At 68.0% G+C, this 23,878-nt stretch carries 23 protein-coding genes and 1 pseudogene; 15 read left to right on the top strand and 9 right to left on the bottom strand.

What is annotated here, in order from left to right:
* Nucleotides 1–17 precede the first annotated feature (17 nt).
* Complete coding sequence (locus tag ACFO5K_RS05350; RefSeq protein ID WP_378556557.1) at nt 18–626, bottom strand: TetR/AcrR family transcriptional regulator; 609 nt, start codon at nt 624–626, stop codon at nt 18–20.
* Nucleotides 627–787: 161 nt separating this feature from the next.
* Here ACFO5K_RS05350 and ACFO5K_RS05345 point away from each other — a divergent pair, with 161 nt between their 5' ends.
* From ACFO5K_RS05345 to ACFO5K_RS05335, 3 genes are all read left to right on the top strand, one after another.
* On the top strand, nt 788–1,207 hold the full coding sequence (locus ACFO5K_RS05345; protein WP_378556554.1) for a VOC family protein: 420 nt from the start codon (nt 788–790) through the stop codon (nt 1,205–1,207).
* Between the two features lie 131 nt (nt 1,208–1,338).
* Complete coding sequence (locus ACFO5K_RS05340) at nt 1,339–2,079, top strand: SCO6745 family protein (protein WP_378556551.1); 741 nt, start codon at nt 1,339–1,341, stop codon at nt 2,077–2,079.
* A gap of 83 nt (nt 2,080–2,162) precedes the next feature.
* Nucleotides 2,163–2,978 (top strand): HEAT repeat domain-containing protein, encoded by an 816-nt coding sequence (locus ACFO5K_RS05335; protein ID WP_378556548.1) that lies wholly within the window; start codon nt 2,163–2,165, stop codon nt 2,976–2,978.
* Between the two features lie 45 nt (nt 2,979–3,023).
* Here ACFO5K_RS05335 and ACFO5K_RS05330 read toward each other — a convergent pair whose 3' ends face one another.
* Nucleotides 3,024–3,335, bottom strand: a complete 312-nt coding sequence (locus ACFO5K_RS05330) for a hypothetical protein (RefSeq protein WP_378556545.1) — start codon at nt 3,333–3,335, stop codon at nt 3,024–3,026.
* Between the two features lie 79 nt (nt 3,336–3,414).
* Between ACFO5K_RS05330 and ACFO5K_RS05325 the strand changes: the two genes are divergently transcribed.
* Both ACFO5K_RS05325 and ACFO5K_RS05320 read left to right on the top strand, forming a co-directional pair.
* Nucleotides 3,415–3,708 carry a hypothetical protein gene (locus ACFO5K_RS05325; RefSeq protein ID WP_378556542.1) on the top strand — a complete coding sequence of 98 codons (294 nt, stop codon included), beginning with the start codon at nt 3,415–3,417 and terminating at the stop codon, nt 3,706–3,708.
* Nucleotides 3,709–3,741: 33 nt separating this feature from the next.
* A complete protein-coding gene (locus ACFO5K_RS05320) occupies nt 3,742–4,104 on the top strand; it encodes a hypothetical protein (RefSeq protein ID WP_378556539.1) in 363 nt (120 codons plus the stop codon).
* Nucleotides 4,105–4,195: 91 nt separating this feature from the next.
* Here ACFO5K_RS05320 and ACFO5K_RS05315 read toward each other — a convergent pair whose 3' ends face one another.
* Nucleotides 4,196–4,864 carry a pyridoxamine 5'-phosphate oxidase family protein gene (locus tag ACFO5K_RS05315; protein ID WP_378556536.1) on the bottom strand — a complete coding sequence of 223 codons (669 nt, stop codon included), beginning with the start codon at nt 4,862–4,864 and terminating at the stop codon, nt 4,196–4,198.
* A gap of 587 nt (nt 4,865–5,451) precedes the next feature.
* Here ACFO5K_RS05315 and ACFO5K_RS05310 point away from each other — a divergent pair.
* The 3 genes and pseudogenes from ACFO5K_RS05310 to ACFO5K_RS05300 all read left to right on the top strand — a co-directional run.
* On the top strand, nt 5,452–6,432 hold the full coding sequence (locus tag ACFO5K_RS05310; protein ID WP_378556534.1) for a hypothetical protein: 981 nt from the start codon (nt 5,452–5,454) through the stop codon (nt 6,430–6,432).
* An 11-nt stretch (nt 6,433–6,443) separates the two neighbouring features.
* The gene (locus tag ACFO5K_RS05305) at nt 6,444–6,629 is read left to right on the top strand and encodes a hypothetical protein (RefSeq protein WP_378556532.1); all 186 of its coding nucleotides are present in this window, start codon (nt 6,444–6,446) and stop codon (nt 6,627–6,629) included.
* Between the two features lie 172 nt (nt 6,630–6,801).
* Nucleotides 6,802–7,007 (top strand): annotated as a pseudogene (locus tag ACFO5K_RS05300) (signal recognition particle-docking protein FtsY); the annotation flags it as partial.
* A 40-nt stretch (nt 7,008–7,047) separates the two neighbouring features.
* Here the strand turns inward: ACFO5K_RS05300 and ACFO5K_RS05295 are convergent.
* On the bottom strand, nt 7,048–8,757 hold the full coding sequence (locus ACFO5K_RS05295) for a glycoside hydrolase domain-containing protein (protein ID WP_378556529.1): 1,710 nt from the start codon (nt 8,755–8,757) through the stop codon (nt 7,048–7,050).
* A 451-nt stretch (nt 8,758–9,208) separates the two neighbouring features.
* Between ACFO5K_RS05295 and ACFO5K_RS05290 the strand changes: the two genes are divergently transcribed.
* The 6 genes from ACFO5K_RS05290 (at nt 9,209) to ACFO5K_RS05265 (ending at nt 16,683) form a co-directional block, all read left to right on the top strand.
* Nucleotides 9,209–9,838 carry a maltokinase N-terminal cap-like domain-containing protein gene (locus ACFO5K_RS05290; protein ID WP_378556527.1) on the top strand — a complete coding sequence of 210 codons (630 nt, stop codon included), beginning with the start codon at nt 9,209–9,211 and terminating at the stop codon, nt 9,836–9,838.
* Nucleotides 9,839–9,890: 52 nt separating this feature from the next.
* Complete coding sequence (locus ACFO5K_RS05285) at nt 9,891–11,096, top strand: GNAT family N-acetyltransferase (RefSeq protein WP_378556524.1); 1,206 nt, start codon at nt 9,891–9,893, stop codon at nt 11,094–11,096.
* 118 nt (nt 11,097–11,214) lie between these two features.
* On the top strand, nt 11,215–13,524 hold the full coding sequence (locus tag ACFO5K_RS05280) for an ATP-binding cassette domain-containing protein (RefSeq protein WP_378556683.1): 2,310 nt from the start codon (nt 11,215–11,217) through the stop codon (nt 13,522–13,524).
* On the top strand, nt 13,521–14,129 hold the full coding sequence (locus ACFO5K_RS05275; RefSeq protein ID WP_378556522.1) for a DUF308 domain-containing protein: 609 nt from the start codon (nt 13,521–13,523) through the stop codon (nt 14,127–14,129). The genes ACFO5K_RS05280 and ACFO5K_RS05275 overlap by 4 nt, the downstream gene beginning before the upstream one ends.
* 242 nt (nt 14,130–14,371) lie before the next feature.
* Complete coding sequence (locus ACFO5K_RS05270; RefSeq protein WP_378556519.1) at nt 14,372–15,772, top strand: three-helix bundle dimerization domain-containing protein; 1,401 nt, start codon at nt 14,372–14,374, stop codon at nt 15,770–15,772.
* Nucleotides 15,773–15,855: 83 nt separating this feature from the next.
* Nucleotides 15,856–16,683: an alpha/beta fold hydrolase gene (locus ACFO5K_RS05265; protein ID WP_378556516.1), complete on the top strand. Its 828-nt coding sequence runs from the start codon at nt 15,856–15,858 to the stop codon at nt 16,681–16,683.
* A gap of 50 nt (nt 16,684–16,733) precedes the next feature.
* Here ACFO5K_RS05265 and ACFO5K_RS05260 read toward each other — a convergent pair whose 3' ends face one another.
* Together ACFO5K_RS05260 and ACFO5K_RS05255 are read right to left on the bottom strand one after the other, a co-directional pair.
* Nucleotides 16,734–17,492, bottom strand: coding sequence for a Crp/Fnr family transcriptional regulator (locus ACFO5K_RS05260; RefSeq protein WP_378556513.1), 759 nt, complete (start codon nt 17,490–17,492; stop codon nt 16,734–16,736).
* Nucleotides 17,493–17,585: 93 nt separating this feature from the next.
* On the bottom strand, nt 17,586–18,164 hold the full coding sequence (locus ACFO5K_RS05255) for a TetR/AcrR family transcriptional regulator (RefSeq protein ID WP_378556510.1): 579 nt from the start codon (nt 18,162–18,164) through the stop codon (nt 17,586–17,588).
* A gap of 91 nt (nt 18,165–18,255) precedes the next feature.
* On the opposite strand from ACFO5K_RS05255, the gene ACFO5K_RS05250 reads away from it, so the two are divergent.
* Nucleotides 18,256–18,702 carry an anthrone oxygenase family protein gene (locus ACFO5K_RS05250; RefSeq protein WP_378556507.1) on the top strand — a complete coding sequence of 149 codons (447 nt, stop codon included), beginning with the start codon at nt 18,256–18,258 and terminating at the stop codon, nt 18,700–18,702.
* Nucleotides 18,703–18,759: 57 nt separating this feature from the next.
* Here ACFO5K_RS05250 and nuoN read toward each other — a convergent pair whose 3' ends face one another.
* Genes nuoN through nuoL form a run of 3 tightly spaced genes read right to left on the bottom strand, consistent with a single transcriptional unit; the run spans nt 18,760 to nt 23,878 of the window.
* A complete protein-coding gene (gene nuoN, locus ACFO5K_RS05245) occupies nt 18,760–20,382 on the bottom strand; it encodes an NADH-quinone oxidoreductase subunit NuoN (protein ID WP_378556504.1) in 1,623 nt (540 codons plus the stop codon).
* Entirely contained in the window at nt 20,379–21,995 is a 1,617-nt protein-coding gene (locus tag ACFO5K_RS05240) for an NADH-quinone oxidoreductase subunit M (RefSeq protein ID WP_378556501.1), read from the bottom strand. Before ACFO5K_RS05240 ends, nuoN begins: the two co-directional genes overlap by 4 nt.
* Nucleotides 21,992–23,878: an NADH-quinone oxidoreductase subunit L gene (gene nuoL, locus ACFO5K_RS05235; protein WP_378556498.1), complete on the bottom strand. Its 1,887-nt coding sequence runs from the start codon at nt 23,876–23,878 to the stop codon at nt 21,992–21,994. The genes ACFO5K_RS05240 and nuoL overlap by 4 nt, the downstream gene beginning before the upstream one ends.

The raw sequence follows: 23,878 nt of genomic DNA, 5'->3' as shown, positions 1-23,878 counted from the left end.
CATAGTATCGACGCGGATCAATGGATGTGGTCATCTCCGCTCACTGTTCCCGGCAGGCAGCGTCTGAGGATCTGCCGGATCTCCTGTTCGCCGGGAGGTGTCGTGGTGGCCATCCCGCGCAGGGTGATGCCTTGGGCGGTGTCGGTGAGCAAGGTCGCGGTGTCGGCGTCGGTGAAGTGGGCGTACATGGCGCGGGTCGCCTCGGTGAAACGGTCCGCGATCGGGCGCAGCGCGGGACGGCGGATCGCGGCGACATACAACTCGAGTTGCACACTGGTGATCGTGCGCTGCGGACCGAAGCAGTCCACGAGCGCGGCCGCGGTCCGATCGATGAGCGTCTCGATCGTCATGTCCGGGCCGGTGTGTGCGATATCCGCCATGGCGATGGCGTAGTCGGCGACACAGGTCTCGAGGGCGGCGGCCAGGAGGTCTTCCTTGTCCTTGAAGTGGTAGGTCGTGCCGGCGATCGGGACGTCCGCGGCTTCGGCGACCGCGCGATGAGTCAGCCCTTCCACACCGCGTTCACCGATCACATCGATCGCTGCCCGCGCGATGCGCTCGCGCCGGTTCGGATCGAATCGGCGCCGCCGTACGGGTTTGGCCGGATCGGTGGTCTCAGCGGACATTTGTGCCTCCCATGACGTTGTTCGCGCTCGTTACGACACTTCAGGGTACATATGTACCTAGTGCGACCCGTGCCACAGAGCTGCCACACCCGCGGATTCTTAAGGTACAAATGTACTTATCAAACCGCAAACGCGGAACATTCGATCTGAAGGAGAAGCCCATGCCGTTCGCACCCTGTCTCGGAGTCAAGGACACCGCCGTCAGTAAAGCGTTCTACGAGAAGCTCGGATTCATCGTCGACAGTCGCACCGCCACCGAGTCCGATGACATCCACATGGTCCTGTTCGACGGCGCGTTCTGCGGCATGCTCTACCGCCACAGCCAGCTCGAGAGCTGGCTACCTTCCTTGAAGGACAAGCCCGTCGGCTTCACCGGCATGTTCTATCTCGAGGTCGAGAACTTCCAGCACATGCTCGATACCGTCGCGGCGGTCACCGACATCGTGCGCGAGCCCTCGGCTGATCACACCGGCACCCGCGAGTTCTACTTCGCCGACCCCGACGGCTATCTCATCGGGATCAACGACGCCGCCTCGCGCCGCGACAGCGAACTGGTCGGCGGATTCGCCACCGAGTCCTGATGGATCGGCCCCTCGACCGGGCACCTCCCCGACCGTCCACAGTGGGGGAGCGGTCCGCCTCTCGGGGCTACCGAATCTGACTTCTGTCCACTAAAGTCTGCATCGCCAGGAACAAGTGGAAGGTGGCAACGATGACGGCGGCAGCAGCGGTCAAAAAGCAGGTGCTCGAACTCGGCGGGGCATTCATGTTCTCGCGCGAGGCGAAGCAATTCGGGGTCGATGTCGGGGTCCCCGGTTTCCACGGGCCGTACACGCGTGGGCGCGGCGGAGTGCTCGGGGAAGTGGACGCCGACGTCGTCACCGCCGCATTCGGGTTCTTCGCACCCGAATGCATCCGTGCCGCATGGACATCGGTGCAGTTACCCGCCGCCGAAGCGGCCACCGGCTATCTGGCCGCCTGCCACGGGTTCGGGCAGCGCACACTCGCCGACTTCGACCAGGCGGACCGGCTCAGCGAACTACTGCACCAGGTGGTCGCGGCAGCACCGTCGACCGCGGTGCCCTTGTTCGCCGGCTGGCGTGCGATGCCACTGCCCAGCGACAGCCGCGCGGCGGTGCTCCAACTCACCCATGTGCTGCGTGAACTGCGCGGCGGCCTGCACCTGCTCGCGGTGCTCACCCAGGGCCTGACCCCGCTGCAGGCCATCCTCATCGCCGGCTCACCCATCGCCGACGGCCCCACTCACGCCCGTCGGCTCGGCTGGAGCGAACCCTTCGAGGAGATCACCGACGACATGCGTAAACGTTGGACAGCGGCCGAGGAACTCACCGACGAGCTCATGGCGCCACACTTCGACGTCCTCGACGACACCGAGGCCGAGGAACTGGCCACCCTGATGGCCACCGCCCACCGAATCGCCTTGAGGCAGTAACTCGTGACAGCGGACCGCAGCCCGGTGGCCGCGGTCCGCGGTCCGCGCTCGGAACCCGTCGACGACCCAGGTACCGTTGGGCGGTGAACCCAGCAGATGCGCGATCCCTCACCGACGGTGATCTCGAGACCCGCGAGGAAAATCTCCGCCTGCTGCTCGGCCGTGCCGCCGACGGCGACGCCGACGCCGCGCAAGCACTGCGCACCCTCGTGCGCGACTACCCCGCCTACCACCGCTCGCTCTACAGCCGCGCACTCAATCACGTGGCGGTCTTCGGCGACGACACCCTGCGCGAACCGCTGCTCAGCGCACTGGCCGACACCCGATACAACTGCCAGGCGTGGGCCGCGATGGGTTGCGCGGCACTGGGCGTGCGCGAAGCGGTCCCCGGCCTGGTCGCGATGCTCGACCACCCCCAGCAGATGGCCCGCGAACAAGCGGTGATCGCCCTGGGCGCACTCGGCGACGAATCAGCTGTCGCACCGCTCATCCCCCTCCTGGGTGACCCGATCACCGGCATGCGCGAACGCGCGGCCGAAGCCCTCGCCATCATCGGCGGCGACGCGGCCCTGGCCGCACTCTGGGACGAATTCGAGCACCGCCGCTACTACCGCATCGGTTACATCGCCAGCGCCCTGTCCCAATTCGCCCCCGACATTCTCCCGAGACTGATCGAAGCCGCCACCAGCGCCGACCCCGACCAGCGCTACTGGGCCGCGGTCGCACTCGGCTCCACCGGCGACGACCGTGCCGTGCCCACCCTGGAACGACTGATGGCTCAGGACCGCGGGTCCACCGTTTTCGACGGCATGGTGAGCGTGGCCGCGAAGAAGGGCCTGCGCACCCTGCGCCGAATCCAAGCCGCCATCGCCGCCCGCTCCGAACCCAGCGACTCGTAGCCGACTCGAACCAGCAAGTCGTACGCGATGCCTGACCGGCGGCATTCACCCAGCTCGCCTGGTGGCCGGGTCACCTCCGCGTCCCTTGTCCGGATTGATGTAGAGCCGAACGCCGTTGTACACCACAGTGTTCGGCACCTCGTCGTCGTTGTCCGGATCACCGGAATCCGAAGGATCCGGCAGTTCCGCGATCTGCTCGACGACGATCTGTGCGCGCGCCGCGCCGGGATCGAACATCTCCTGAAACGGCCCGACGAACGACCCACCCAAGCCGCGGTGCTTCGCCCGCACAGCCGCCCACCCGAACAAGCCCAGCGGGCCGATGATAGCGATCAGCACCAGCAAGTCCCCGCCCATGCCCGCGAGCGTACCGATGAGATCCTTCGCCGCGCTCGCATCCGGTGCCGCTCACCACGGCGGGCTAGGGTCTGACCGTATGGCAGTGCTCTCCCGGCCCCTCGCAAGCCTGGCGACGGTTCTCGGTGTGGCCGTCGTGATTCCGATGATCGCGACCCTGGTCTTCGCGGCAGCCGACCACCCCGAATGCGCGATCAACGCCGCCGAGGTCGGCCCGTGTGGATACTGGCCCCGCGTGGCGGAATACGGCCCGCTGATCATGCTGGTGGGGACACCCTTCACCGCCGGGTTGGCGTCCGCGGTGTGGCTCACGGTCATCGCCGTTCTCGGTATCGTCGCGGCACTACGCCCGCCCCGGCCACAAAACCGATAGCAGGGGCCGTAGACCCCGCATTAGCATCGCGCGATGACGAAACAACACCGCCGACGCGTTCTTACGGTCGGTGAGCGGCAATACCTCTGGAAGACCTATCACCAGCACGCAGACGGATGCGAAGAAGTCCTGCGACTGCGGGAAACCGGGTCGGTGGCAGGGTTGACCCTGGCATTTCGCCCCGACAGCGAACGCCACGTCCCGGACGGCGGGATGTCCGCTGCCGGAGACATCTGGATCGGTGACCGTGTACTGAACCTGAACGAGCCCGGTGTGGTCCGCGCGTTTGTCGACGCGGCCGTCGAGGCGGGATGGATGGCCCAGACGCGCACCGCCGGCCGCCGCAACGGCTGGGACCTCTTCGATGATGCCTACGCCAGGATCGCCAACGGCTGATCTGCGCGTAGTGATGGCCGCCAGAGGCCGGTGTGGTCGAGTTCGGCCAGGCGGCGCTCGCCGACCTCGCCGAGGCACTCACTCGCAGACCCTATTGTTCGCTCAAGCGCGCGATCTCGTCCTCGAGTTCCTGGTTGCGTCGACGCAGCTGCTCGATCTCCTCGATCAGGGGTGCGCGGGCCAGTCGAAGCGATTCGGCCATTCGTTCGCTGCTGTATTTGACCGGGATGTTCTTGATGCAGTTGCGGTCCAGGGCTTCGACACGGATACGGAACGCCCGGTCACAGCGAGTGCGGACAAGCCCCTGCTCGGTAGTGAGCATGCGTTCGATGAACTCGGGGTCGTCGTCGCGTTCGATTACTTCGGCACGACCGAACACCTTGACCCGAGTGCGGGTGGGGTAGTCGATGAAGAACAGCGCGACCCGGTTGTCGTGATCGAGGTTGCCCAAGGTGACGAACTGCTGGTTGCCGGAGTAGTCGCCCAACGTGATCGTCGAGGAATCGAGGACATGGACGAATCCCGGCGGGCCACCGCGATGCTGGATGTATGGCCAACCAGCGGGCGTGACTGTCGAGATGAACAGCGAGTCCGTGGCCCGAATCAGCGCAACCGTCGGCCCGTCCAGTTCCTGCGGCTCGCCCGTGTGGTCACCAACGGACATCTGGTCCCCGTACCAGTTGATGCTGCCGGTGGCGCGTTGGCGTTGCGCGCTTGCCTCGGAGAACGCGATGGCCCCGTAGCGGGTGGGGGTGTTCATCCCTTGATTTCACCAGCCCGGCCGATGACGTGCTGCGCCGTCCCCAAGATTCGGCAGCCGCGTAGCCGGCCGGGACTGCCACCGGCTCGCGTTCGCGTGCAGGTGAAGACGGTTCGCCACCCCTTCATGGGTCGACAAGAGCGTGAAGGAACAGGTCCCGTCGTGCGGGTGGACAGACCGCTGAGCCCACCGCACAGTTTTCACCCTATTGCGTAGCAGTTAAGTAGCGTTAGTTGCAACGAAACGTTAACGGAATAAGCTCGCGGTCACGGGGAGCTACCGGCCACCCTGACCACCGATAATGTTCACTTATCGGCGGTCAGGATGGCGGCCTGCAAATTTCCGCCCGAAACCGGCGACACGGCTTTCGTTTGGTTCAATTCGTGACGAACAAACGAAACCAACGCTACGATTCTCCTGTGTCGAGCGTCTGCAACTACCCTGGCTGTTCCCGTCCGATCACTCGAGGCGGTGGCCCCGGTCGCCCCTCCGAATACTGTGATCACCCCGACCACACGCGATGGCGCGCATGGCGGGAGCGGCAACGGCAGCAGCAGGAGGTCGAGGGTGGCGGCGAAAATGTCACTGTGACGGCTCAGGGGCCGGTGACAGCGGCTCGACTGCGAGCCGACGAGTTGCTCGGGCAGTTCCAAGGACTGGCCGAACAGTTGGGGGCGACGCTGAATGCGGCGGTCACGGAGCTGTCCACCCTCGGTGATCCCTCAGTGGCTGAAGCGCAGGTCCAGGCGGTGCAGGCGGAGGCGGCACGCCGGATCGCCGACGCCGACGTGCGGGCGGTGGCCGCCGAACAGGCGCGGCGCGACGCCGAAGAAGCCAGGGCGCTCGCGGAATCGGCGGCCGAAGACGCGGCGGCAGTCGCTGAGGAAGCCGAGCAGTTGATCGCGGCCGCGCACAGTACGCGCGACGACGCACTGGCCGAGGTGGAACGGTCGACCAAACAGGCCGCCGACGAGGTGTTCGCCGCGCGCAGTGCCGCCGAGACGGAAGTGCGCGCAGCCAGGCGCGAGGCCACCGCAGAAATCGAACGGATCCGGCAGGAAGCCGCCGAAGAAGTGGCGCGCGCCGAACAACGCGCCGACACCGAAATCACTCACGTGCGCCGCGATGCCGAGGCACGAGTGAACGCGGCCCACGCCGAACGCGACCTGGCGGTGCAGCGGGCCGCCGACGCCGACCGCGCGACCGAACGCGCCGAACTGGCCGCCGCCGAACGCGTCGAGGCGGCGAACGAAGCACGGGCGGAATGGCGGCGAGCACGCGCCGAACTGGAAACCACCCGCACCGAACTCGACCACACCCGAAGCGAACTCACCGAGCTGCGCCGCACCACCACGGCCGAGACCGAGGCCAGGCGTACCGAGGCGGCCGCGGCATTGGACCAGTTCAGAGCCGAAACCGCGGAACGCCTCGCCACGCTCGACGACGCGCGACAGCAAACTCTGGCCCGCGCCGAACGCGCCGAACGGCAACTCGACGAACTGCTCGCCGGCACCCGTTCCGTGGAGATGAACGGGGTATCCGCAGCGGCGAGCAACGCACTCGACTAGCGTCAGCGCATATGACCGAGCAGCCCGGCCCCCTGGAAACCACCCGCGAGTTCGCGGCCGTCGATCTCGCCGACATGCTGAACGACGAACCGACCTACACCGGACCGTCGTCGCGAACCCGACTGGTCGCCATCCTCGTGGTGGCCGCCATGATCCTCAGCGTCGGCGCCACCGCGATCGTGCTGCTACTGGGCTGACCCCCGACGATCTCGACATAGAACTCGCCGCCGTCCGCGCTGTCGTCGAGTCCGTCGAGCACGCCCAGGCCAACGAACTGGTCACCGAATTCACCGCGCTCTTCCGCGCCGATGCGATCTGGAACACCGGCGATGGCCGCCGCCTCTTCGGCCGCCCGGCCATCGCCGAGTTCGCGTGCTGGTCGCCGACGGCCGCCGGGTGCTGCTCGGCGCCGCCGACACCTTCCGCGCCGCCGCCGACCAGCTCCAGACCTGGGGGAACGAGTCGGCGCCGACACCGTGCGCGGCAAGTAAGCCGCCGATTCGGCCGCGGTCGCCTTCGACGCCGTCGCCGCCGGTATCGATCGGGGTGTCACCGCCCAGATATTGCCCGGTGCCCCGTCAGCGAGACGATGGCCCGACCACTTCGACACAAGCCCTAGGCCGGGCGGTCGAACGGAGTGTCGGGTTCGCCCGAATGTCGCAGTGCGACAATCTTTCCCGGCACCCAGTAGATCCGCCCGAACTCGAACTCCTGGTACACACCATCGGCATGGGCGGTCTCGTCGGATGCCGGCCAACCGAGTTCACCGTTCTCGAAGCCGGATTCCGCCCAGCGTGCACCGATCGCCCCGTGCACGTGGAAGGCGGGGCCACCGGCTCGCCGGTAGATGGTGCCGCCCTGGAAAGCCTGTGCCAGCCCCGGGCCGGTGCCACGCGGATCGGGCAGTTCGGTGTGCTCGGCGATCGGGTAACCCAATCTGCCTGCCTCCCAGCCCAGTTCCGCGAACTTGGTCATGATGGGGGCCGGGATGGCATGGGCGTCGGTGGCCGGATGCCAGTAGACGTAGCCGTGTTCGAATTCGGCGAAGCGGCCGAGCCCGTCGGGGGTGGAGATCTCGCCATCGGTGCGCCGCACCCCGAGCCAGGGTGTGGCCGCGGCGCGCGCGTCGATGGCGTTGGGTCGGGGTCCGGCGAATTCGCCGACATGGGCGGCGAACACGTCCCAGGGGAAGTTCGGGCCCACGTCGGTGTGGGTGCCGATCCCCAACGCCTTGGTCACGTACTGGTGGTCGGTGATGCCGTCGGCCACGTGGTATTCGGGACCGATCACCTGGGTCGAATAGCTGTGCCGGTGGGCGCTGCGCACGGCCAGGTAGGCCGCGATCCGCAGGTCGCCGTCGATGGCCAGCCACTGCGCGCGCGACCACGCCGCCCGGCTGCCCGCGAAGCACAGGTTCACTGTGAACGGGTTCGCCGAGAGCACCGACCAGGACGCGAGCTCTTCGGGCACCACCCGCACCACCACGCCGTCGCGCAGCGTGTAGTGGTAGGACACGCCGTTGGACGGGTTGTTGAGGTAGGCGGCCAGGGTCTCGGCGGTGCCGTTGCCCTCCTGGGTGTGGAGCAGGAAGTTACGGATGCGGGCGCCGTTGCGTGGTGAGTGCGAGGGTCCGAGCCGGTCGATCTCGGTGAACGGGGGCATCGACACCGAACGGTCGAGGCTCCACTGTCCGAAGTCGGGGGCGAGAATGTCGTTGACGTCGACGCGGGTGCCGTCGATGAGGGGGCCGGGGTCGCTCGGGGTGTCGATCACCCGCTGGTACAGCACGGCCCGTGGTTCGCGTTCGGTGCCCGACCAGGCCCGGGTCTGCCACGCCCAGCTGAACTCACCACGGCTGCCGACCACGCCGTCCTCGATGGCCCACGCGCACACCCGCGAATGCCCGTAGATCCCGGTCCAGGCCACGTCGAGTACCGAGTTGACGCCGCGGAAGAACTCCACGGCGGTGCTGTTCCACTGGGCGAGGGTGATGTCCTCGTCGACGGCGAAGAAGATCGGTGCCTGCCGGGGTGCGCCCAGACTCAGGTGGGTGGCCAGTGCCTGTTCGCCCATGCGCCGCCCGCCGTCGAATCCGGTGGTCCAGTCCGACGGTGTGGCATCGCCCGGTTTGCCGTATTGCCAGATGGACACGATGTCCAGGCGGGCGGCGGCCAGAGCGCGCGCGTAATCGGCGGTGATCGGTTTGGCGCCGAAGTTCGCGCCGGGCCTGCTCGGTGAGACGTAGGCGAGGACGGCGGAATGCCCGGCCGCGGCGATCGCTGCCGGATCGATGAGCCGAGCCGCGAAATCGACAGCTGTGGACATGATGAAACCCCCTGCATGACTGCGTATCCGATGATATTTCCGAAACTGGTGGAACTACCGAGATGATTCACGCTGGTGCCGACAGACCGGCATGGGTGACCGAGGATCTCACCCTGCAATGATTCTAATCGAATGACTCACTGCGGCATCGGCATTCACCGATGACCGGGGAGTACCCAGCTGGGTCCACAGTAGACGCGTAGTTTCCCGCACCGGCCGTGAACCCCGGCCCGCTAGCCTTTCGCCAAGGTGGCGCAGCTGATCTGGGTGACTTCCACGCCCCGGTTCTTCGTCGCGCTGGGTGTGGCCGTCGCCGCGGTGTTGTTCGTGTGCGAATGCAGTGCCGCGATCGGCGCGTTCGCGGCGCAGGCGGTGAACGGCGTCGCGGAAGCGGCTGTGTACCGATGCCACCGGGACTGCGGACCCCACCGTTCCGGCAGTACCCTGCGATATGGCTGTCATCCATCACACGTCCTTGACACCGAGCAAGCTCGAGCTCGTCGAAGCGTGGTTGCCGAGCCGGCAGTGGTACCGGGGTAGTGCACCGCGCCTGAGCAGGGCCGGTGGATTCCGGCTCGATGACGCCGACGGTGCGGTGGGTATCGAATTCATGCTCCTGATCGACGACTCCGCACTCGGCCCGGTGCTGTATCACGTGCCGCTGACCTACCGCGACGCCCCGCTGCCCGGCGCCGACTCGGCGTTGCTCGGCACGGCCGAGCACGGCGTCCTCGGCCAACGCTGGGTCTACGACGGCACCCGGGATCCGGTCGCCGTCGCCGCGGTGGCCGACCTGCTGGCGGGAAAGGTCGCGGCGCAATCCCAGAGCCACAGCGACACCGATGACTCGACCGTGGTGGTGAACCACACCGACCTGCAATTCTCGAACACCGCACCGGGCGCGACCGTGGACGGCGACACCTGCACCGATCACACCGAGCTTTCGCCAGCGGTGATCCTGCGATTTCACCGGCTCCCGGTGGGCCCGCTGCCGGACGTGCGGGGTTCGGTCGCCGCGCCGTATGTGATCAACGGGCTGGAACGGTCGATTGTCGAGCTGGTCAGCGTGGTGTCGCGATAGCGCGCCGGGAAATTGCCTGTGAGAGAACGGGCGCGCATGGCAGGGTTCGGGCATGACTTCGGCGAAGAGCGTGCGGGTGCGGGCGGCCACTGAGGCGGACCGGGCGGCGATCGTGTTGTTGCGGGAGACCGGGTTCGGGATGCGCTACGGGCCGGTGGAGCTCGAAGAACAGGGGCGGTTGTTTCCGGTTGAACGGTCGTTGGTCGCGGTCGACGGCGATCAGGTGGTCGGCCACACCGTCGACATCACCATGAACGTGACCGTGCCGGGCCTGCAGACGGTGCGGGCGTGCGGAGTCGAAGGGGTGGCGGTCGCACCGACGCATCGGCGACGGGGGATTCTGCGGGCACTGTTCACCACTCAACACGCCCGGGCGGCAGCGGAGGGGCTGCCGTTGGCGATCCTCACCGCCAGCGAAGCCACGATCTACGGCCGGTTCGGTTACGAGACGACCATCCACGACACCGTGGTGCGCATCGATCGCCGGCGCGCCGAATTCCGGGCCACCACACCGGACCCGGGTGGCGTCACGATCAGCACCATGGAGGCCGCGAAATCCCACCTCCGGCAGGTCTATGCGCGGTGGCAGCAGCGCACGCCCGGCGCCCAGGAGCGCCCCGACGCGAAATGGGCACTGTTGTTCGCCGACCCCGACCGCAACCGTGACGGTGCCACATCGCTGTACGTCCTGCTCCACGCCGACGGGTACGCCCTGTATCGACGCCGCTACCTCGACGGTCGGCCCACGGTGGTGCTGTGGGAAATGCGCGCGATCACCACCGAGGCACACGCCGCACTGTGGCGGGTGCTGCTCGGCATGGATCTGGTCGACACCGTCGAAGCCACGCTGGCCGAAGATGATCCGCTGCCGTACCTGCTCACCGATCCGCGCGCGGTCACACTGACCCGGCGCGGGGACGCCTTGTGGGCGCGGGTGATGGACGTACCCGCCGCGCTGACCGCCCGCTCCTACCGGCACGACCTGGATGCGGTGGTGGCCGTGCACGACCCGTTCCGTGACGCCGGGGGCACCTTCGCGCTGCGCGTGCGCGACGGCATCGCCGCCTGCGCACCCACGTCGCGCACCCCCGACCTCACCTGCGACATCAACGTGCTGGGCGGACTGTATTTCGGTGCGCACCGGGCGCGTGACTACGCTCGCGCGCACCGCATCAGTGTCACGGGCCCGATGGTGCTCGATGACTTCGACGCCGCGTTCGCCACCGAACGCGCCCCCGAACTCGGCTGGTTCTTCTAGAACACCGAACCCGCGCACCGAGCGGGTAATCTCGGTAGCTGTGGATTCGCACGAGGTCGATCCTTCGGTTCGGGTGCGTGGTGCCCGCGTCCACAACCTGCGTGATGTGGACGCGGACATGCCGCGAAATGCCCTGGTCGCCTTCACCGGTGTGTCGGGTTCGGGCAAGTCGTCGCTGGCCTTCGGCACCCTCTACGCGGAGTCCCAGCGCCGCTACCTGGAGTCGGTGGCGCCGTATGCCCGCCGATTGCTGCACCAGATCGAAGCTCCCGATGTCGACGACGTCACGGGGCTGCCGCCGACAGTGGCGCTGGCCCAGCGTCGCTCCGCACCGTCGTCACGTTCCACGGTCGGCACGGTCACCGCCATCTCGAACACCCTGCGACTGCTGATGTCGCGCGAAGGTGATTATCCGGCCGGGCCCGCCAGAACCGGTCCTGGACACTATCCGGAAGGCACCAACCGGCTCTACTCGGACGCGTTCTCACCCAACACCGTCGAAGGCGCGTGCCCACGCTGCCACGGGCAGGGCGTCGTCCACGAAGCCACCGAGGCGTCGATGGTCCCCGACCCGTCGCTGAGCATCCGTGAAGGTGCGATCGCGTCGTGGCCGGGGGCGTGGCAGGGCAAGAACCTGCGCGATGTGCTGGCCGCGCTCGGCTACGACATCGACACACCGTGGCGCGAACTGTCACCGGCGGCGCGCGAATGGATTCTGTTCACCGACGAGAAACCGGTGGTGACCGTCGAACCCGAACGCGAAGCGCACCGCATCCATCGCCCCTACCAGGGCACCTACACCGGCGCCCAACGGTTGTTGCTGCGATCGCACGCCGAGTCCAAGAGCGAGGCGACCCGGGCCCGCGCCGCCGGGTACCTGCACACCGCCACCTGCCCGCGCTGCGCCGGACGCAAGCTCAAACCCGAATCGCTGGCGGTGACCTTCGCCGGACACAACATCACCGAACTCGCCGAACTCCCACTCGAAGAACTCGCCGAGGTACTGCGTCCCTACACCGTGGGCACCGGTGCGGCGGCGGTGCTCACCCAGGACCTCACCTCACGCATCGCGGTGCTGATCGAACTCGGCCTCGGCTATCTGAGTGTGGACCGGGAAAGCCCCACGCTGTCCGGCGGTGAACTGCAACGGCTGCGCCTGGCCGGGCAGCTGCGCTCCGGATTGTTCGGGGTGGTCTACATTCTCGACGAACCGTCGGCCGGTCTGCATCCCGCCGACACCGCCGCGCTGACCACGGTGCTCGGCCGGCTCAAACGGTCGGGCAACAGTGTGTTCCTCGTCGAACACGACCTCGACGTGGTGCGCCACGCGGATTGGCTGATCGATATCGGACCCGGCGCGGGGGTGCACGGCGGCCGGGTGCTCTACAGCGGCGAGGTGGAAGGTCTGCGCGCGGTGCCCGATTCGGTGACGCGCCCGTACCTGTTCGACGAGATCGAGCGCCCGTCACGGGCGGCCCGCACACCCCGCGGGTGCCTGGAGTTGCGGTCGGTGACCAGCCACAATCTGCGCGATCTCGACGTCGATATCGCGCTGGGGGTGTTCACCGCCATCACCGGGGTGTCCGGGTCGGGCAAATCGACACTGCTGCACGCGGTGTCGAGGGCCGCCGATGCCGATCCGAAGGTCGTGCGGGTCGTCGAGGTCGATCAGGCGCCGATCGGCCGGACACCGCGCTCGAACCTGGCCACCTACACCGGACTGTTCGACACTGTCCGCAAACTGTTCGCCGCCACCTCCGCGGCCCGGGCCCGTGGTTACGGCGTGGGCCGGTTCTCGTTCAACGTCGCCGAAGGACGGTGCCCGACCTGTCAGGGCGAGGGCTACATCACCGTCGAACTGCTGTTCCTGCCCAGCACCTACAGTCCGTGCCCGGACTGCCACGGTGCCCGGTACAACCCCGAAACCCTGGAGATCACCTACCGTGACACCACGATTGCCGAGGTACTGGACATGACCGTCGACGACGCGGGGGAGTTCCTCGCCGATGTCCGGGTCGTCGCGCGGGCGCTGCACACCCTCGCCGACGTCGGGCTCGGCTATCTCCGGCTCGGGCAACCGGCCACCGAGTTGTCCGGCGGTGAGGCGCAGCGGGTGAAGCTGGCCACCGAACTGCAACGCGCCCGCCGCGCCGACACCCTCTACCTGCTCGACGAGCCGACCACCGGCTTACACCCCGCCGACGTCGATGTGCTGCTGAGGCAGCTCAATTCGCTCGTCGACGCCGGTGCCGGGGTGGTGGTCGTCGAACACGACATGACCGTCGTCGCCCAGGCCGACCGGGTGATCGACATGGGTCCCGGGGGTGGGGCGCGCGGTGGGCGCATCGTCGTGCAGGGAACTCCGGAGCATGTTGCGGCCGACCCGGTCAGCCGGACCGCGCCGTACCTGCGCGAGCGGGTGTCATGACAGGCTCCGGCGCCGCACAGCAAGCCCCCGACATCCGGCACCGGGCCCGCCAGGCGATGCGGATCGCCGGCGGGTGTTCGCTGGTTCTCGCGGCGGCGACCCTGCTGTGGCCCGGCCGCACCGCATCGAGCCTGGCCATGATCTTCGGTGCCGCCCTGCTGCTCAGCGCGCTCGCGCAGGCGTTCCTGGCGTTGTGGGCGCACATCGCGATGGTGTTGCGTTTGCTGGCGCTGGCGACCGCGGTGCTCACGTTCGTGCTCGCGCTGCTGGCGTTCAACGGCGGCCACGTCGAACTGCTGGCGCTGTGGCTGGGTATCGGCTGGGCCATTCGCGGGATCGTGCAGGCGCTGACCGCGGCCTGGGACGACGGCATCGTCGCGGGATGGCCACACGAGGTGTGCGGGGTGGGGACATGCGCGATCGGGCTCACGGTGATCGCGATCAAGTTCGAGACCGTCACCGGTCTGGCGACGGTCGCCGGTGGTGGTCTGATCGTGATCGGCGCGCTGGAACTGCTCGCCGGAGGAATGCTGCGCCCGGCGTGGAGTACCGCAACGGCCGCGGCCGGGACCACGGTGGTTTCGGCGCACGCCACCGCCGAGTAGCCCCGAGCCAGAGCAGGTCGAACGCGAATTACCTACCCGCACTGGCGGTTTCGTGCGTTTGTGCGAACAATCGGACAACACGGCATTGCGGGCAGCGGAGCGGGCGTTGAATTCTGCGCGCCCGGCCCGTCACCGGTGGGGTAACTGTGCTGTGCGCCGGTAGCGTGGCCCGCGGCGTGCGCACGGGAGTTCCGGTCGGCGCGCCGCGTCCCCCAGCCCGAAGTGAGCCCAGGAGAACAGTGGTGTCGCGCGTAACCCCCGGCGTAGTTGCCGATGCCGTCGAGCGTGAAGAGCTGGCCATGCGGCGCATGACCGAAAGCTTGGTCGAAGATCTCGCCGAGGCGGTCCCCGTCGAACAGGTCACCTCGGCGGTGGGCGCCGCGCACAACCGCTTCGCGGGCAAACCGATCCGGGAGTTCGTGCCGATCCTGGTCGAGCGGATCGTACGCAGCGAACTGGCCGACCCGGACCCGACCGTGCGCGTTCCCGCGCCGAGCGCGCGAGTGAACGCGGTGGTCGCCGCCGACGCTGGCGAACCGGTCCAGCGGCGCGTGAGCAGGCGCGGGCTGGTGCCGTTGTCGGTGGGTGCGGCCGCGGTGGTGGCCGGAGTCGTCGCCGGGGTCGTGCTGCTGCCGGGTAATGCCGAGAGCCCGGCTGCCGCACCGGCGGTGACCGTGGTGCGTGGTGTCGTCGGGTCGGAGAAGATGTCGTACTTCACCGACGAGCGGGTGGTGCGGGTGCTGGCCGACCACGGCATCCGCGTCGACGTGGCACCGGCCGGGTCGCGCCAGATCGCCACCACCGTGGACCTGGACGGCTACGACTTCGCGTTCCCGTCCAGTCGACCGGCCGCCGAACGCATTCAACGCCAGCGCGAGGTCACCACCCGGTACACCCCGTTCTCCTCACCGATCGCGATCGCCACCTACCGGCCCATCGCCGAGTTGCTCACCGCCGCAGGCGTGCTCACGCCCGGCCCGGTCGCGACCTTCGACATGGACCGGTACCTGGACCTGGCCGCCCGTGGCGTGCAATGGGACGATCTGCCCGGCAACACCACCTACCCGGTGGCCAAGAACATCCTGGTCTCCACCACCGACCCACGCACCTCCAACTCCGCCGCGATGTATCTCTCGATCGCCGCCTACGTCGCCAACGACCACACCATCGTGCGCGGCGAGACCGCCGAACAGCACGTGCTGCCCGCGCTGACCAAACTGTTCCTCGCCCAGGGGTACACCGACAACAGCAGCGAAGGCCCCTTCAACCAGTACCTCACCAACGGGATGGGTCCCACACCGCTGGTGTGCATCTACGAAGCGCAGTTCGTCGAAGCCGCGGCAGCCGGGCGGATCACACCCGACATGGTGCTGGCGTACCCGACGCCGACCGTGCTGTCGAGCCACACCCTGGTCCCGTTGAGCGACACCGGTGACCGTGTCGGCCGGCTGCTCACCGAGAACTCCGAACTGCGCAGGCTCGCCGCCGAGCACGGGTTCCGCACCGGTGACAACACCCAGTTCAGCGCGGTCGCCGCCGAAAGTGCGGTGCCGGTGCCCACCGACCTCATCGATGTGGTCGACGTCCCCGCCTACGACACCCTGGAGAATCTGCTCAACGGTGTCGCACAGTCGTACAACTGAAGTCGAAGCCGCGCACCGATGAATTCTCCGGACGGACATCGTCTCTATGAGTGCTACCTGTAGCCGAGATCCGGGAGAGTTCCATGACCGCCAGCTCCGCCGTCACCACCGGCACCCTCGTTGTGCCCGATGCCCGCCTGTATTACGCGGTCCGCGGTGCGGGACCGCTCGTCGTCGTGGTCGGCGCGCCGATGAACGCCGCGGCGTTCGCGCCGCTGGCCGACCAATTGGCCACCACCAACACCGTGCTCACCACCGATCCGCGCGGGCATTTCGCCAGCCCACTGGACGATCCGGCGCAGGATTCCACGGTGCCGGCCCGCGCCGACGACCTGGCCCGCCTGATCACCCACCTCGATGCCGGGCCGGCTGTGGTGCTTGGTTCCAGTGGTGGCGCAGTGTCGGCGCTCGCACTGGCCCAGGCCGAACCCGATCTGGTCACCACCGTCGTCGCGCACGAACCGCCACTGCGCGAGCTGCTGCCCGACGCCGATGCCCAGCGCGCGGTCACCGAGGACATCATCGCCACCTACGCGACCGGTGACGTGGTCGGCGCCTGGGCGAAATTCTTCGCCCAGGCCGCCATCAGCATTCCCGAACCGGTGCTCGAGCAGATGTGCGGCGGCGAACGCGACCCTCAGCAAGTCGCAAGCGAGCGCTACTGGTTCGCCCACGAACTGCGCCACACCACCGCCTGGGTTCCCGACCCGGTGCGGCTGCGCTCGATCCCGACCCGCGTCATCGTCGGCATCGGCGCCGCGTCCACCGGTCAGTTGTGCGACCACACTTCGCGCGAACTGGCCGCGGCGCTGGGCGTCGATCCCGTGATCTTTCCCGGCGACCACACCGGATTCGTCGACGAACCCGCCGCTTTCGCCGCCTGCTTGCGCGAGGTCCTCGATACTCCATGATCTGAGGGTTGTGAGCCCGGACCTATTTCGCCTTGATCAAGCGCGGCGCTTCAGGCCAAGCTGGCACGCGGCGACTCGCCGGTCCCGGCTATACGGCGCAGGGCATCGGCGTCGGCGAGGGTGATGGTTCCGTGGCCGGCGCTGATGAGCTCGTCGCGTTCGAACTCCTTCAGAATCTTGTTCAGCGAGGGCCGCTGCACACCGAGCATGGCCGCGAGCGTGCGCTGGGGCAGCTGGACACACCCGCGGACGGCTTCGTCGAGCAGCAGTCGGGCCAGCTGAGTGGAGAGTGGCTGGCCGACAATGCGGACCAGTCGTGACTGGGTGGCCGAAACCCGTTCGATCACATTGGCGAGCCAGCGGCGCGCGAGGGTGGGGTGGCCGCCGAGTACCGCGTCGAAGTCGGCCGAGGACAGGAACAGGCATTCGGCGTCGCAGAGGGTGCGAGCGGTGTAGCTCGGCGCGAGGTCGAGCAGCAGCGCGATGTCACCGTCGGTGTCGCCGGGCCGCAGAATGTCCACGACCGCGGGCTCGGGCCCTGAACCCGCCGTCAGTTCGAGTTGTCCGTCGCGGACTGTCCACACTCCTTGCGCGGGCTCGCCCGCGGCGAACACCACCGAACCGGCGGGCAGGGTGGTGAGCTGGATCCGGTCGGCGATGGTGTCGAGGTCCTCGGGGCGCAGCGGGGCGGCGTCACCTCTACCGGCACAGCGCGCCGCCCAGGCCGCATGCCGTAGTTCGTCATCGCCGAACGACTCCTCGCCGAGCGCGTGGACCAGGCGAGAGAACTCCCGGTGGCTGTGCATCATCGCTGCCTCCTGGTGGTGCGAGCGTGTCATCCCCGGTGACGATTATCCTCGCTACGGCGACCGAAGGCGATGGTCGAAACGAACAGTCGTGCGTCAGACCACGGCGAGCCGGTCCACCAGCAGTTCCACCCGCTGCGCGGCATCCGCCGGTGGCAGTCGTCCCGCTCGGGTCAGAGTCGCCAGACCGTGCAGGGCCGCCCAGAACACCTCGGTGAACAGTTCCGGGTGGACCCCGTCTCCGGCGACCGCGGTGAGGGTCTCCAGGAGTGCGGCGAAAGCGTCCTTGAGCGGTGCGGGGGTGTGCTCGTCGGCGAAGGCCAAGCCGCCGTCGAGCTGGAACATGGCGTCGTAGACCGCGGGGTTGTGTGCGGCGAAGTCGAGGTAGGCGAGGGCGAGGGCGGTGACCCGCTCACGCGGACTGTTCGCACCGGCGGCCGCGGCCCGCGCCGCCACGGCCATCTCGGCGGCGCCTTCCAGGGCGACGGCACCGATGATCTCGCGCTTGCCGCGGAAGTGGCTGTAGAGGACGGGCTGGCTGTACTCGATGCGCTCGGCGAGCCGGCGGGTGGTGACCGCGTCCCAGCCCTGCTGCTCGGCGAGTTCGCGGGCCGTCGCCACGATGAGGCGTTCGCGGCCCGCCCGTTCACGCTCCTTGCGTTCCTGTACCGACATACCCAGAGCCTAGCAGTGCTAGACAGTCGAGCAATAGCAATGTTAGCGTCGGCACAACGGCTAGCGTTACTAGGTTTTATGGAAGGTCGTCATGCTCAACGCACTCGAGGTGTTCACCACCGTGGTCGTCGGATTGATGGTGGGGGTGGAGTTCTCCGTCGCCTTCGTCGTCAACCCGATCCTCAACGCCCTCCCCGACGACAGCAGTCAGCGCGGCCGAAGCCACGGCGGCCGGATGCTCGGCGCCGTCATGCCGGTCTGGTACATCGGCTCACTCGTCCTCGTCGCGGTCTGGGCCGTCGCCGGGTGGCACCACGACGGCACCGGTCTCGTCGTCATCGCCGGTGCGCTGCTGATCCTCAGCGTGGCCATGTCACTGCTGCTGCTCGTCCCGATCAACAACCGGGCCAAGGCATGGACCTCGCAGAACCGGCCCGCCGACTGGAAGGAGCAGATGAACCGCTGGGACCGCTTCCACTACGTCCGCGTCGCCGTTATCGTCGCCGCCTTCACCCTGCTGGTCGCCGCTCTCGCCTGAGTACAAGGACGACGCCGTTCTCGCCCGAAGGCGAGTGCGCCTGCGGCGTCGCCCACTTCAGCGGATGAACTCGGCGGCGCGTTCGGCGAGATCGAGGATCGGCTGAGGGAACACACCCAGGAGCACGGTGGCGCCGGTGGTGAAGGCGATGACCAGAGTGGTGGCGAAGGGGGCGGTGGTGACGGGAGCCTCGACCGGGGGGTCGGTGAAGAACATCAGCACGATCACCCGCAGGTAGAAGAACGCGGCGATCGCGCTGCAGACCACACCGACGACGACCAGCGAGGTGTAGCCGGCCCCGGCCGCGGCCGCGAAAACAGCGAACTTGCTGACGAAGCCGCCGGTCAGCGGGATACCGGCGAAGGAGAGCAGCAGCAGCGCGAACACCGACGCCAGCCACGGTGAGCGCCGGCCCAGCCCCGCCCACTGCGACAGCGCGGTCGCCTCGTCACCGGAACTGTCGCGTACCAGGGTGACCACCGCGAACGCGCCGACCGTGCCGAGACCGTAGGCCAGCAGGTAGAACAGCACCGCGGCGATCCCGGCGGAGTCGGTGGCGGTCAGGCCGACCAGCACGAAGCCCGCGTGAGCGATCGAGGAGTAGGCCAGCATCCGCTTCACATCGGTCTGGGTGATCGCCAGGATCGCACCGACCACCATCGTGGCCACCGCTACCGCCGCCAGCACCGGGCGCCAATCATCGCTGAGCGCACCGGTTCCCACCATCAGCACCCGCATGGTGGCACCGACGGCCGCGATCTTGGTGGCCGCGGCCATGAACGCGGTGATGGGGGTGGGCGCGCCCTGATACACATCGGGCACCCACGCCTGGAACGGCACCGCACCGATCTTGAACAGCAGACCCACGGCGAGCAAACCGATACCGAGCAGCGCCAGCGTCGCGTTCTCGGGCTGCTCGGCCAGTGCCGCACCGATCCCGGGCAGTGACACCGTGCCGGTCTGTCCGTAGAGCAGGGCGACACCGTAGAGGAAGAACGCGGAGGAGAACGCGCCGAGCAGGAAATACTTGAGCGAGGCTTCCTGGGACAACAGCCGCCTGCGCCGCGCCAGCCCACACAGCAGATACAGCGGCAGCGACAGCACTTCCAGGGCGACGAACATGGTGAGCAGGTCGTTCGAGGCGGGAAACAGCAGCAGACCGCCGACAGCGAGCAGGGTCAGCGGGAACACCTCGGTGGTCGAGACACCCGCGCGCACCGCGGCGAGTTCGTCGGCGCTACCCGGCACCGCCGAAGCCTGCGGGGTGAACGCGTCGACACCCCGGTCCAGCACGGCGGCTGCCCGGCTCCACGTCCCCGGTCCGCTGCGCACGCGTGGCACGGCACCGCGTTCGGCGATCAGCAGCAGCCCGAGCAGCGCGACCACCAGAATGCTGCCCTGCAGGAACAGCGTCACCCCGTCGACGGCCACCGCCCCGGCCACCGCGGTGGCCTCGGTACCGGCGAGCAGCACGACGGCGACCAGCGCGGCCAGCACACCACCGATGCCGAGCACCAGGTGTGTCGGGTAGCGGAAGGTCCGGGGCAGGAATGCTTCGACCAGCACCCCGATCACACCGACGCCGAACACGATCAGCATCGGCGCGAGCAGGTGGTATTCGATACTCGGTGCGGTCACGGGGGCCGCGAGCTCATTGATGGTCACGGAGTCCGTCCTCATTTGTGGCCGCCTGCGGGCGGGATGACCGCACCGGCTTCTGGGGCGGGGACCGTCGGCGCCGGATCGTGTTTACCGATCGTCGACAACGTCTGTCCCACCGCGGGATTCACCAGGTCCAGGATCGGTTTCGGATACAAACCGAGCACCAGCAGCGCCACGAGCAGTGGCACCACCACCGCGAGTTCACGGGGCACCAGGTCGCGCAGGTGTTCGTTGTCCTGGCGCAGCGGTCCGGTCATCAACCGCTGATACAGCCACAGCACATAGATCGCGGCCAGTACCAGCGCACCGGTGGCGAACACCGCGGCGACCTTGTACTTGCTGAACGTGCCGATCAACACCAGGAATTCGCTGATGAACGGCGCCAGCCCGGGCAGGGACAAGGTGGCCAGCCCGGCGATGAGGAAGGTGCCCGCCAGTACCGGGGCCACCTTCTGCACGCCGCCGAAGTCGGCGATCAACCGGCTGCCGCGCCGCGTCACCAGGAACCCGGCGATGAGGAACAGTGCGGCCGTGGACAACCCGTGGTTCACCATGTACAGGGCCGCACCGGACTGGGCTTGGCTGGTCATGACGAAGATGCCGAGGACGATGAACCCGAAATGTGAGATCGAGGTGTAGGCGATCAGGCGCATCACGTCGGTCTGCCCGATCGCGAGCAGCGCGCCGTAGAGGATGCCGATCACCGCCAAGGTGATCACCAACGGCGCGAACGTCTCCGAGGCCAGCGGGAACAGCAGCAGGCAGTAGCGCAGCATGCCGAAGGTGCCCACCTTGTCGACCACCGCCATCATCAGCACCGCGCTCGACGGGGTGGCCGAGACCGCCGCGTCGGGCAACCAGGTGTGCAGCGGCCACAGCGGCGCCTTCACCGCGAAGGCGAACATGAACCCGAGGAACAGGGCGTTGAGCAGGGCAGTGCTGCCACCGAGCTCACCGTTGTTCGCCGCCGCGACGACGATGCGCAGATCGAAGGTACCCGCCGACCCCTGCCCGAGCCCGGCCTGCGCGGTGAGCACGTAGAGCCCGATCACCGCGGCCAGCATGATCAACCCGCCGAACAGGTTGTACAGCAGGAACTTCACCGCGGCCCGGGTGCGCTGCGCGCGTACCGCGGGGTCGGTGGTGCGGGCGCCGAAACCACCGATGAGGAAGTACATCGGGATCAGCATCGCTTCGAAGAACACATAGAACAGCAGGATGTCGAGGGACAGGAACGAGATCAGCACCATCGACTCGACCAGCAGCATCAGCGCCATGTAGAGGTGGCTCGTCCGGCGGCCCGCACCGGTGTCGTCGTTCCAGCCGGCCAGGATCAGCAGCGGCACGAGCACCGCGGTGAGCAGCACGAGCGCGGTGGCGATGCCGTCCAACCCCAGCGTGTAGCCGACGCCGAACGCCGGGATCCATTCGTGGGACTCGACGAACTGGTACTGCTCACCGCCGGGCTGGAACCGCACGGTGAGCACCACCGCGAGGACGAGCACCGCGATCGAGACCGCGAACGCGAGCGCGCGGGCCAGGGTGCGCGCAGCGGCGGGTACCACGAGGACCGCGGCGGCCCCGATCGCGGGGGCGAGCCAAAGCGTCGTCAACCAGGGAAACGAGTTCACCAGAACCTCACCGCCAGCAGGGCAGCGGCCACCAGAGCCGCGCCGGTGAACATGGACAGGGCATAGGAGCGAACGAAACCGGTCTGTACGCGCCGGGTCCGGGCGGAGAGCCCGCCGAGCGCGGCGGCGGTGCCGTTGACGATGCCGTCGACCCCGCGTGCGTCGAGGAACACCAGCGTTCTGGTCAGGTGCCTGCCCGGTCGTTCGAACACGGCCTCGTTGACCGCGTCGCCGTAGAGGTCCTTGCGGGCGGCACCGGTGAGCACGCTCACCTTCTCCGGCGCGGTCTCGGGGACCGGGCTTTCGGCGTACTTGCGGTAGGCCACGGCCACACCGATCGCGACCACCGTCAACGCGAGCCCGGTGACCACCGCCGGGGGCACCACGGGTTCGCCGTGATGGGAACCGACAACGGGTTCGAGCCAGTTCACCAGCGACGCGCCCCAGACGAAAAGCCCACCGGCGAACACGGACCCGAAGGCGAGCAAAATCATCGGCCCGGTCATCACCGCCGCGGACTCGTGGGGGTGAGTGTCGGGCTTCCAGCGGCGTTCGCCGAAGAAGGTCATCAGCATCACCCTGGTCATGTAGAAGGCGGTGAGCCCGGCACCGGCGAGGGTGACCGCCCCGAGCAGCATTCCGGTGGTTCCGCCCTGGTCGAAGGCGGCTTCGATGATCTTGTCCTTGGAGAAGAAGCCCGACAGCGGTGGCACCCCGATGATGGCCAGGTAGCCCAGCCCGAAGGTGATGAACGTGATCGGCATCAGGGTGCGCAGTCCGCCGTAGCGGCGCATGTCGGTTTCGTCGTTCATCGCGTGCATCACCGAGCCGGCCCCGAGAAACAGCCCGGCTTTGAAGAAGCCGTGGGTTAGCAGGTGCATGATGGCGAAGGCGTATCCGGCCGGGCCCAGGCCGACGGCCAGGATCATGTACCCGATCTGGCTCATCGTGGACGCGGCCAGCGCCTTCTTGATGTCGTCCTTGGCGCAACCGATGATCGCGCCGAACAACAGCGTCACCGCGCCGACGACCAGCACCGCGGTGCGGGCGTTCGGCGCCAGGTCGAAGATGGGGTTGGCGCGGGCGATCAGGTAAACACCGGCGGTGACCATGGTCGCGGCGTGGATGAGTGCCGAGACCGGAGTGGGACCTTCCATGGCGTCGCCGAGCCAGGACTGCAACGGCACCTGCGCGGACTTGCCGCATGCGGCCAGCAACAACAGCAATCCGATGGCGGTGAGCGTGCCCTCGCTCGCCCCGGGTGTCGCGGCGAACACGGTGCGGAAGTCGAAGGAACCGAACGTCGAGAACATCACCATCATGGCGATGGCCAGGCCCATGTCGCCGACCCGGTTCACCACGAACGCCTTCTTGGCTGCCGTCGCGGCCGACGGCTTGGCGTACCAGAAACCGATCAGCAGGTAGGACGCCAGGCCGACGCCTTCCCAACCGAGATAGAGCACCAGGAAGTTGTCGGCCAGGACCAGCACCAGCATGGCCGCCAGGAACAGGTTGAGGTAGCCGAAGAAGCGGCGCCTGCCCGGGTCGTGGCCCATGTAGCCGATCGAATAGATGTGGATGAGCGTGCCGACACCGGTGATGAGCAGGGCGAAGCAGATCGAGAGCTGGTCGAGTTGGAGCCCGAGACCCACCTGGAGTTCGGCGACGGGCACCCAGGTGAACAGTTCGGTGTGTACGGCGCGGGCGGCGTCGCTGCGTCCGAGCATGGCGATGAACGCGACGACGGCCACGGCGAAGGAGGCCAGTGCGGCACCGGTGCCCAGATAGTGGCCCCAGCGGTCGGCACGGCGCCCGAGCAGCAACAGCACCAGTGCACCGAGCAGCGGGAAGGCGGGCAGCAGCCACAACGTTGCGGTACCCAT

This window comes from Nocardia halotolerans (genome assembly GCF_042650145.1).
GTDB classification, from domain to species: Bacteria; Actinomycetota; Actinomycetes; order Mycobacteriales; family Mycobacteriaceae; genus Nocardia; species Nocardia halotolerans.
This window is presented reverse-complemented; position numbering and strand designations above follow the sequence as displayed.

What these genes read in the sequence shown, in the direction of transcription:
- ACFO5K_RS05280 (WP_378556683.1), top strand. Translation starts at nt 11,215, where the DNA reads ATGCCGCGAAATGCCCTGGTCGCCTTCACCGGTGTGTCGGGTTCGGGC.
- ACFO5K_RS05340 (WP_378556551.1), top strand. Translation starts at nt 1,339, where the DNA reads ATGACGGCGGCAGCAGCGGTCAAAAAGCAGGTGCTCGAACTCGGCGGG.
- ACFO5K_RS05260 (WP_378556513.1), bottom strand. Translation starts at nt 17,492, where the DNA reads ATGATGCACAGCCACCGGGAGTTCTCTCGCCTGGTCCACGCGCTCGGC.
- ACFO5K_RS05265 (WP_378556516.1), top strand. Translation starts at nt 15,856, where the DNA reads ATGACCGCCAGCTCCGCCGTCACCACCGGCACCCTCGTTGTGCCCGAT.
- nuoN (WP_378556504.1), bottom strand. Translation starts at nt 20,382, where the DNA reads ATGAGGACGGACTCCGTGACCATCAATGAGCTCGCGGCCCCCGTGACC.
- ACFO5K_RS05295 (WP_378556529.1), bottom strand. Translation starts at nt 8,757, where the DNA reads ATGTCCACAGCTGTCGATTTCGCGGCTCGGCTCATCGATCCGGCAGCG.
- ACFO5K_RS05320 (WP_378556539.1), top strand. Translation starts at nt 3,742, where the DNA reads ATGACGAAACAACACCGCCGACGCGTTCTTACGGTCGGTGAGCGGCAA.
- ACFO5K_RS05330 (WP_378556545.1), bottom strand. Translation starts at nt 3,335, where the DNA reads ATGGGCGGGGACTTGCTGGTGCTGATCGCTATCATCGGCCCGCTGGGC.
- ACFO5K_RS05345 (WP_378556554.1), top strand. Translation starts at nt 788, where the DNA reads ATGCCGTTCGCACCCTGTCTCGGAGTCAAGGACACCGCCGTCAGTAAA.
- ACFO5K_RS05275 (WP_378556522.1), top strand. Translation starts at nt 13,521, where the DNA reads ATGACAGGCTCCGGCGCCGCACAGCAAGCCCCCGACATCCGGCACCGG.
- nuoL (WP_378556498.1), bottom strand. Translation starts at nt 23,878, where the DNA reads ATGGGTACCGCAACGTTGTGGCTGCTGCCCGCCTTCCCGCTGCTCGGT.
- ACFO5K_RS05315 (WP_378556536.1), bottom strand. Translation starts at nt 4,864, where the DNA reads ATGAACACCCCCACCCGCTACGGGGCCATCGCGTTCTCCGAGGCAAGC.
- ACFO5K_RS05350 (WP_378556557.1), bottom strand. Translation starts at nt 626, where the DNA reads ATGTCCGCTGAGACCACCGATCCGGCCAAACCCGTACGGCGGCGCCGA.
- ACFO5K_RS05325 (WP_378556542.1), top strand. Translation starts at nt 3,415, where the DNA reads ATGGCAGTGCTCTCCCGGCCCCTCGCAAGCCTGGCGACGGTTCTCGGT.
- ACFO5K_RS05305 (WP_378556532.1), top strand. Translation starts at nt 6,444, where the DNA reads ATGACCGAGCAGCCCGGCCCCCTGGAAACCACCCGCGAGTTCGCGGCC.
- ACFO5K_RS05250 (WP_378556507.1), top strand. Translation starts at nt 18,256, where the DNA reads ATGCTCAACGCACTCGAGGTGTTCACCACCGTGGTCGTCGGATTGATG.
- ACFO5K_RS05290 (WP_378556527.1), top strand. Translation starts at nt 9,209, where the DNA reads ATGGCTGTCATCCATCACACGTCCTTGACACCGAGCAAGCTCGAGCTC.
- ACFO5K_RS05285 (WP_378556524.1), top strand. Translation starts at nt 9,891, where the DNA reads ATGACTTCGGCGAAGAGCGTGCGGGTGCGGGCGGCCACTGAGGCGGAC.
- ACFO5K_RS05255 (WP_378556510.1), bottom strand. Translation starts at nt 18,164, where the DNA reads ATGTCGGTACAGGAACGCAAGGAGCGTGAACGGGCGGGCCGCGAACGC.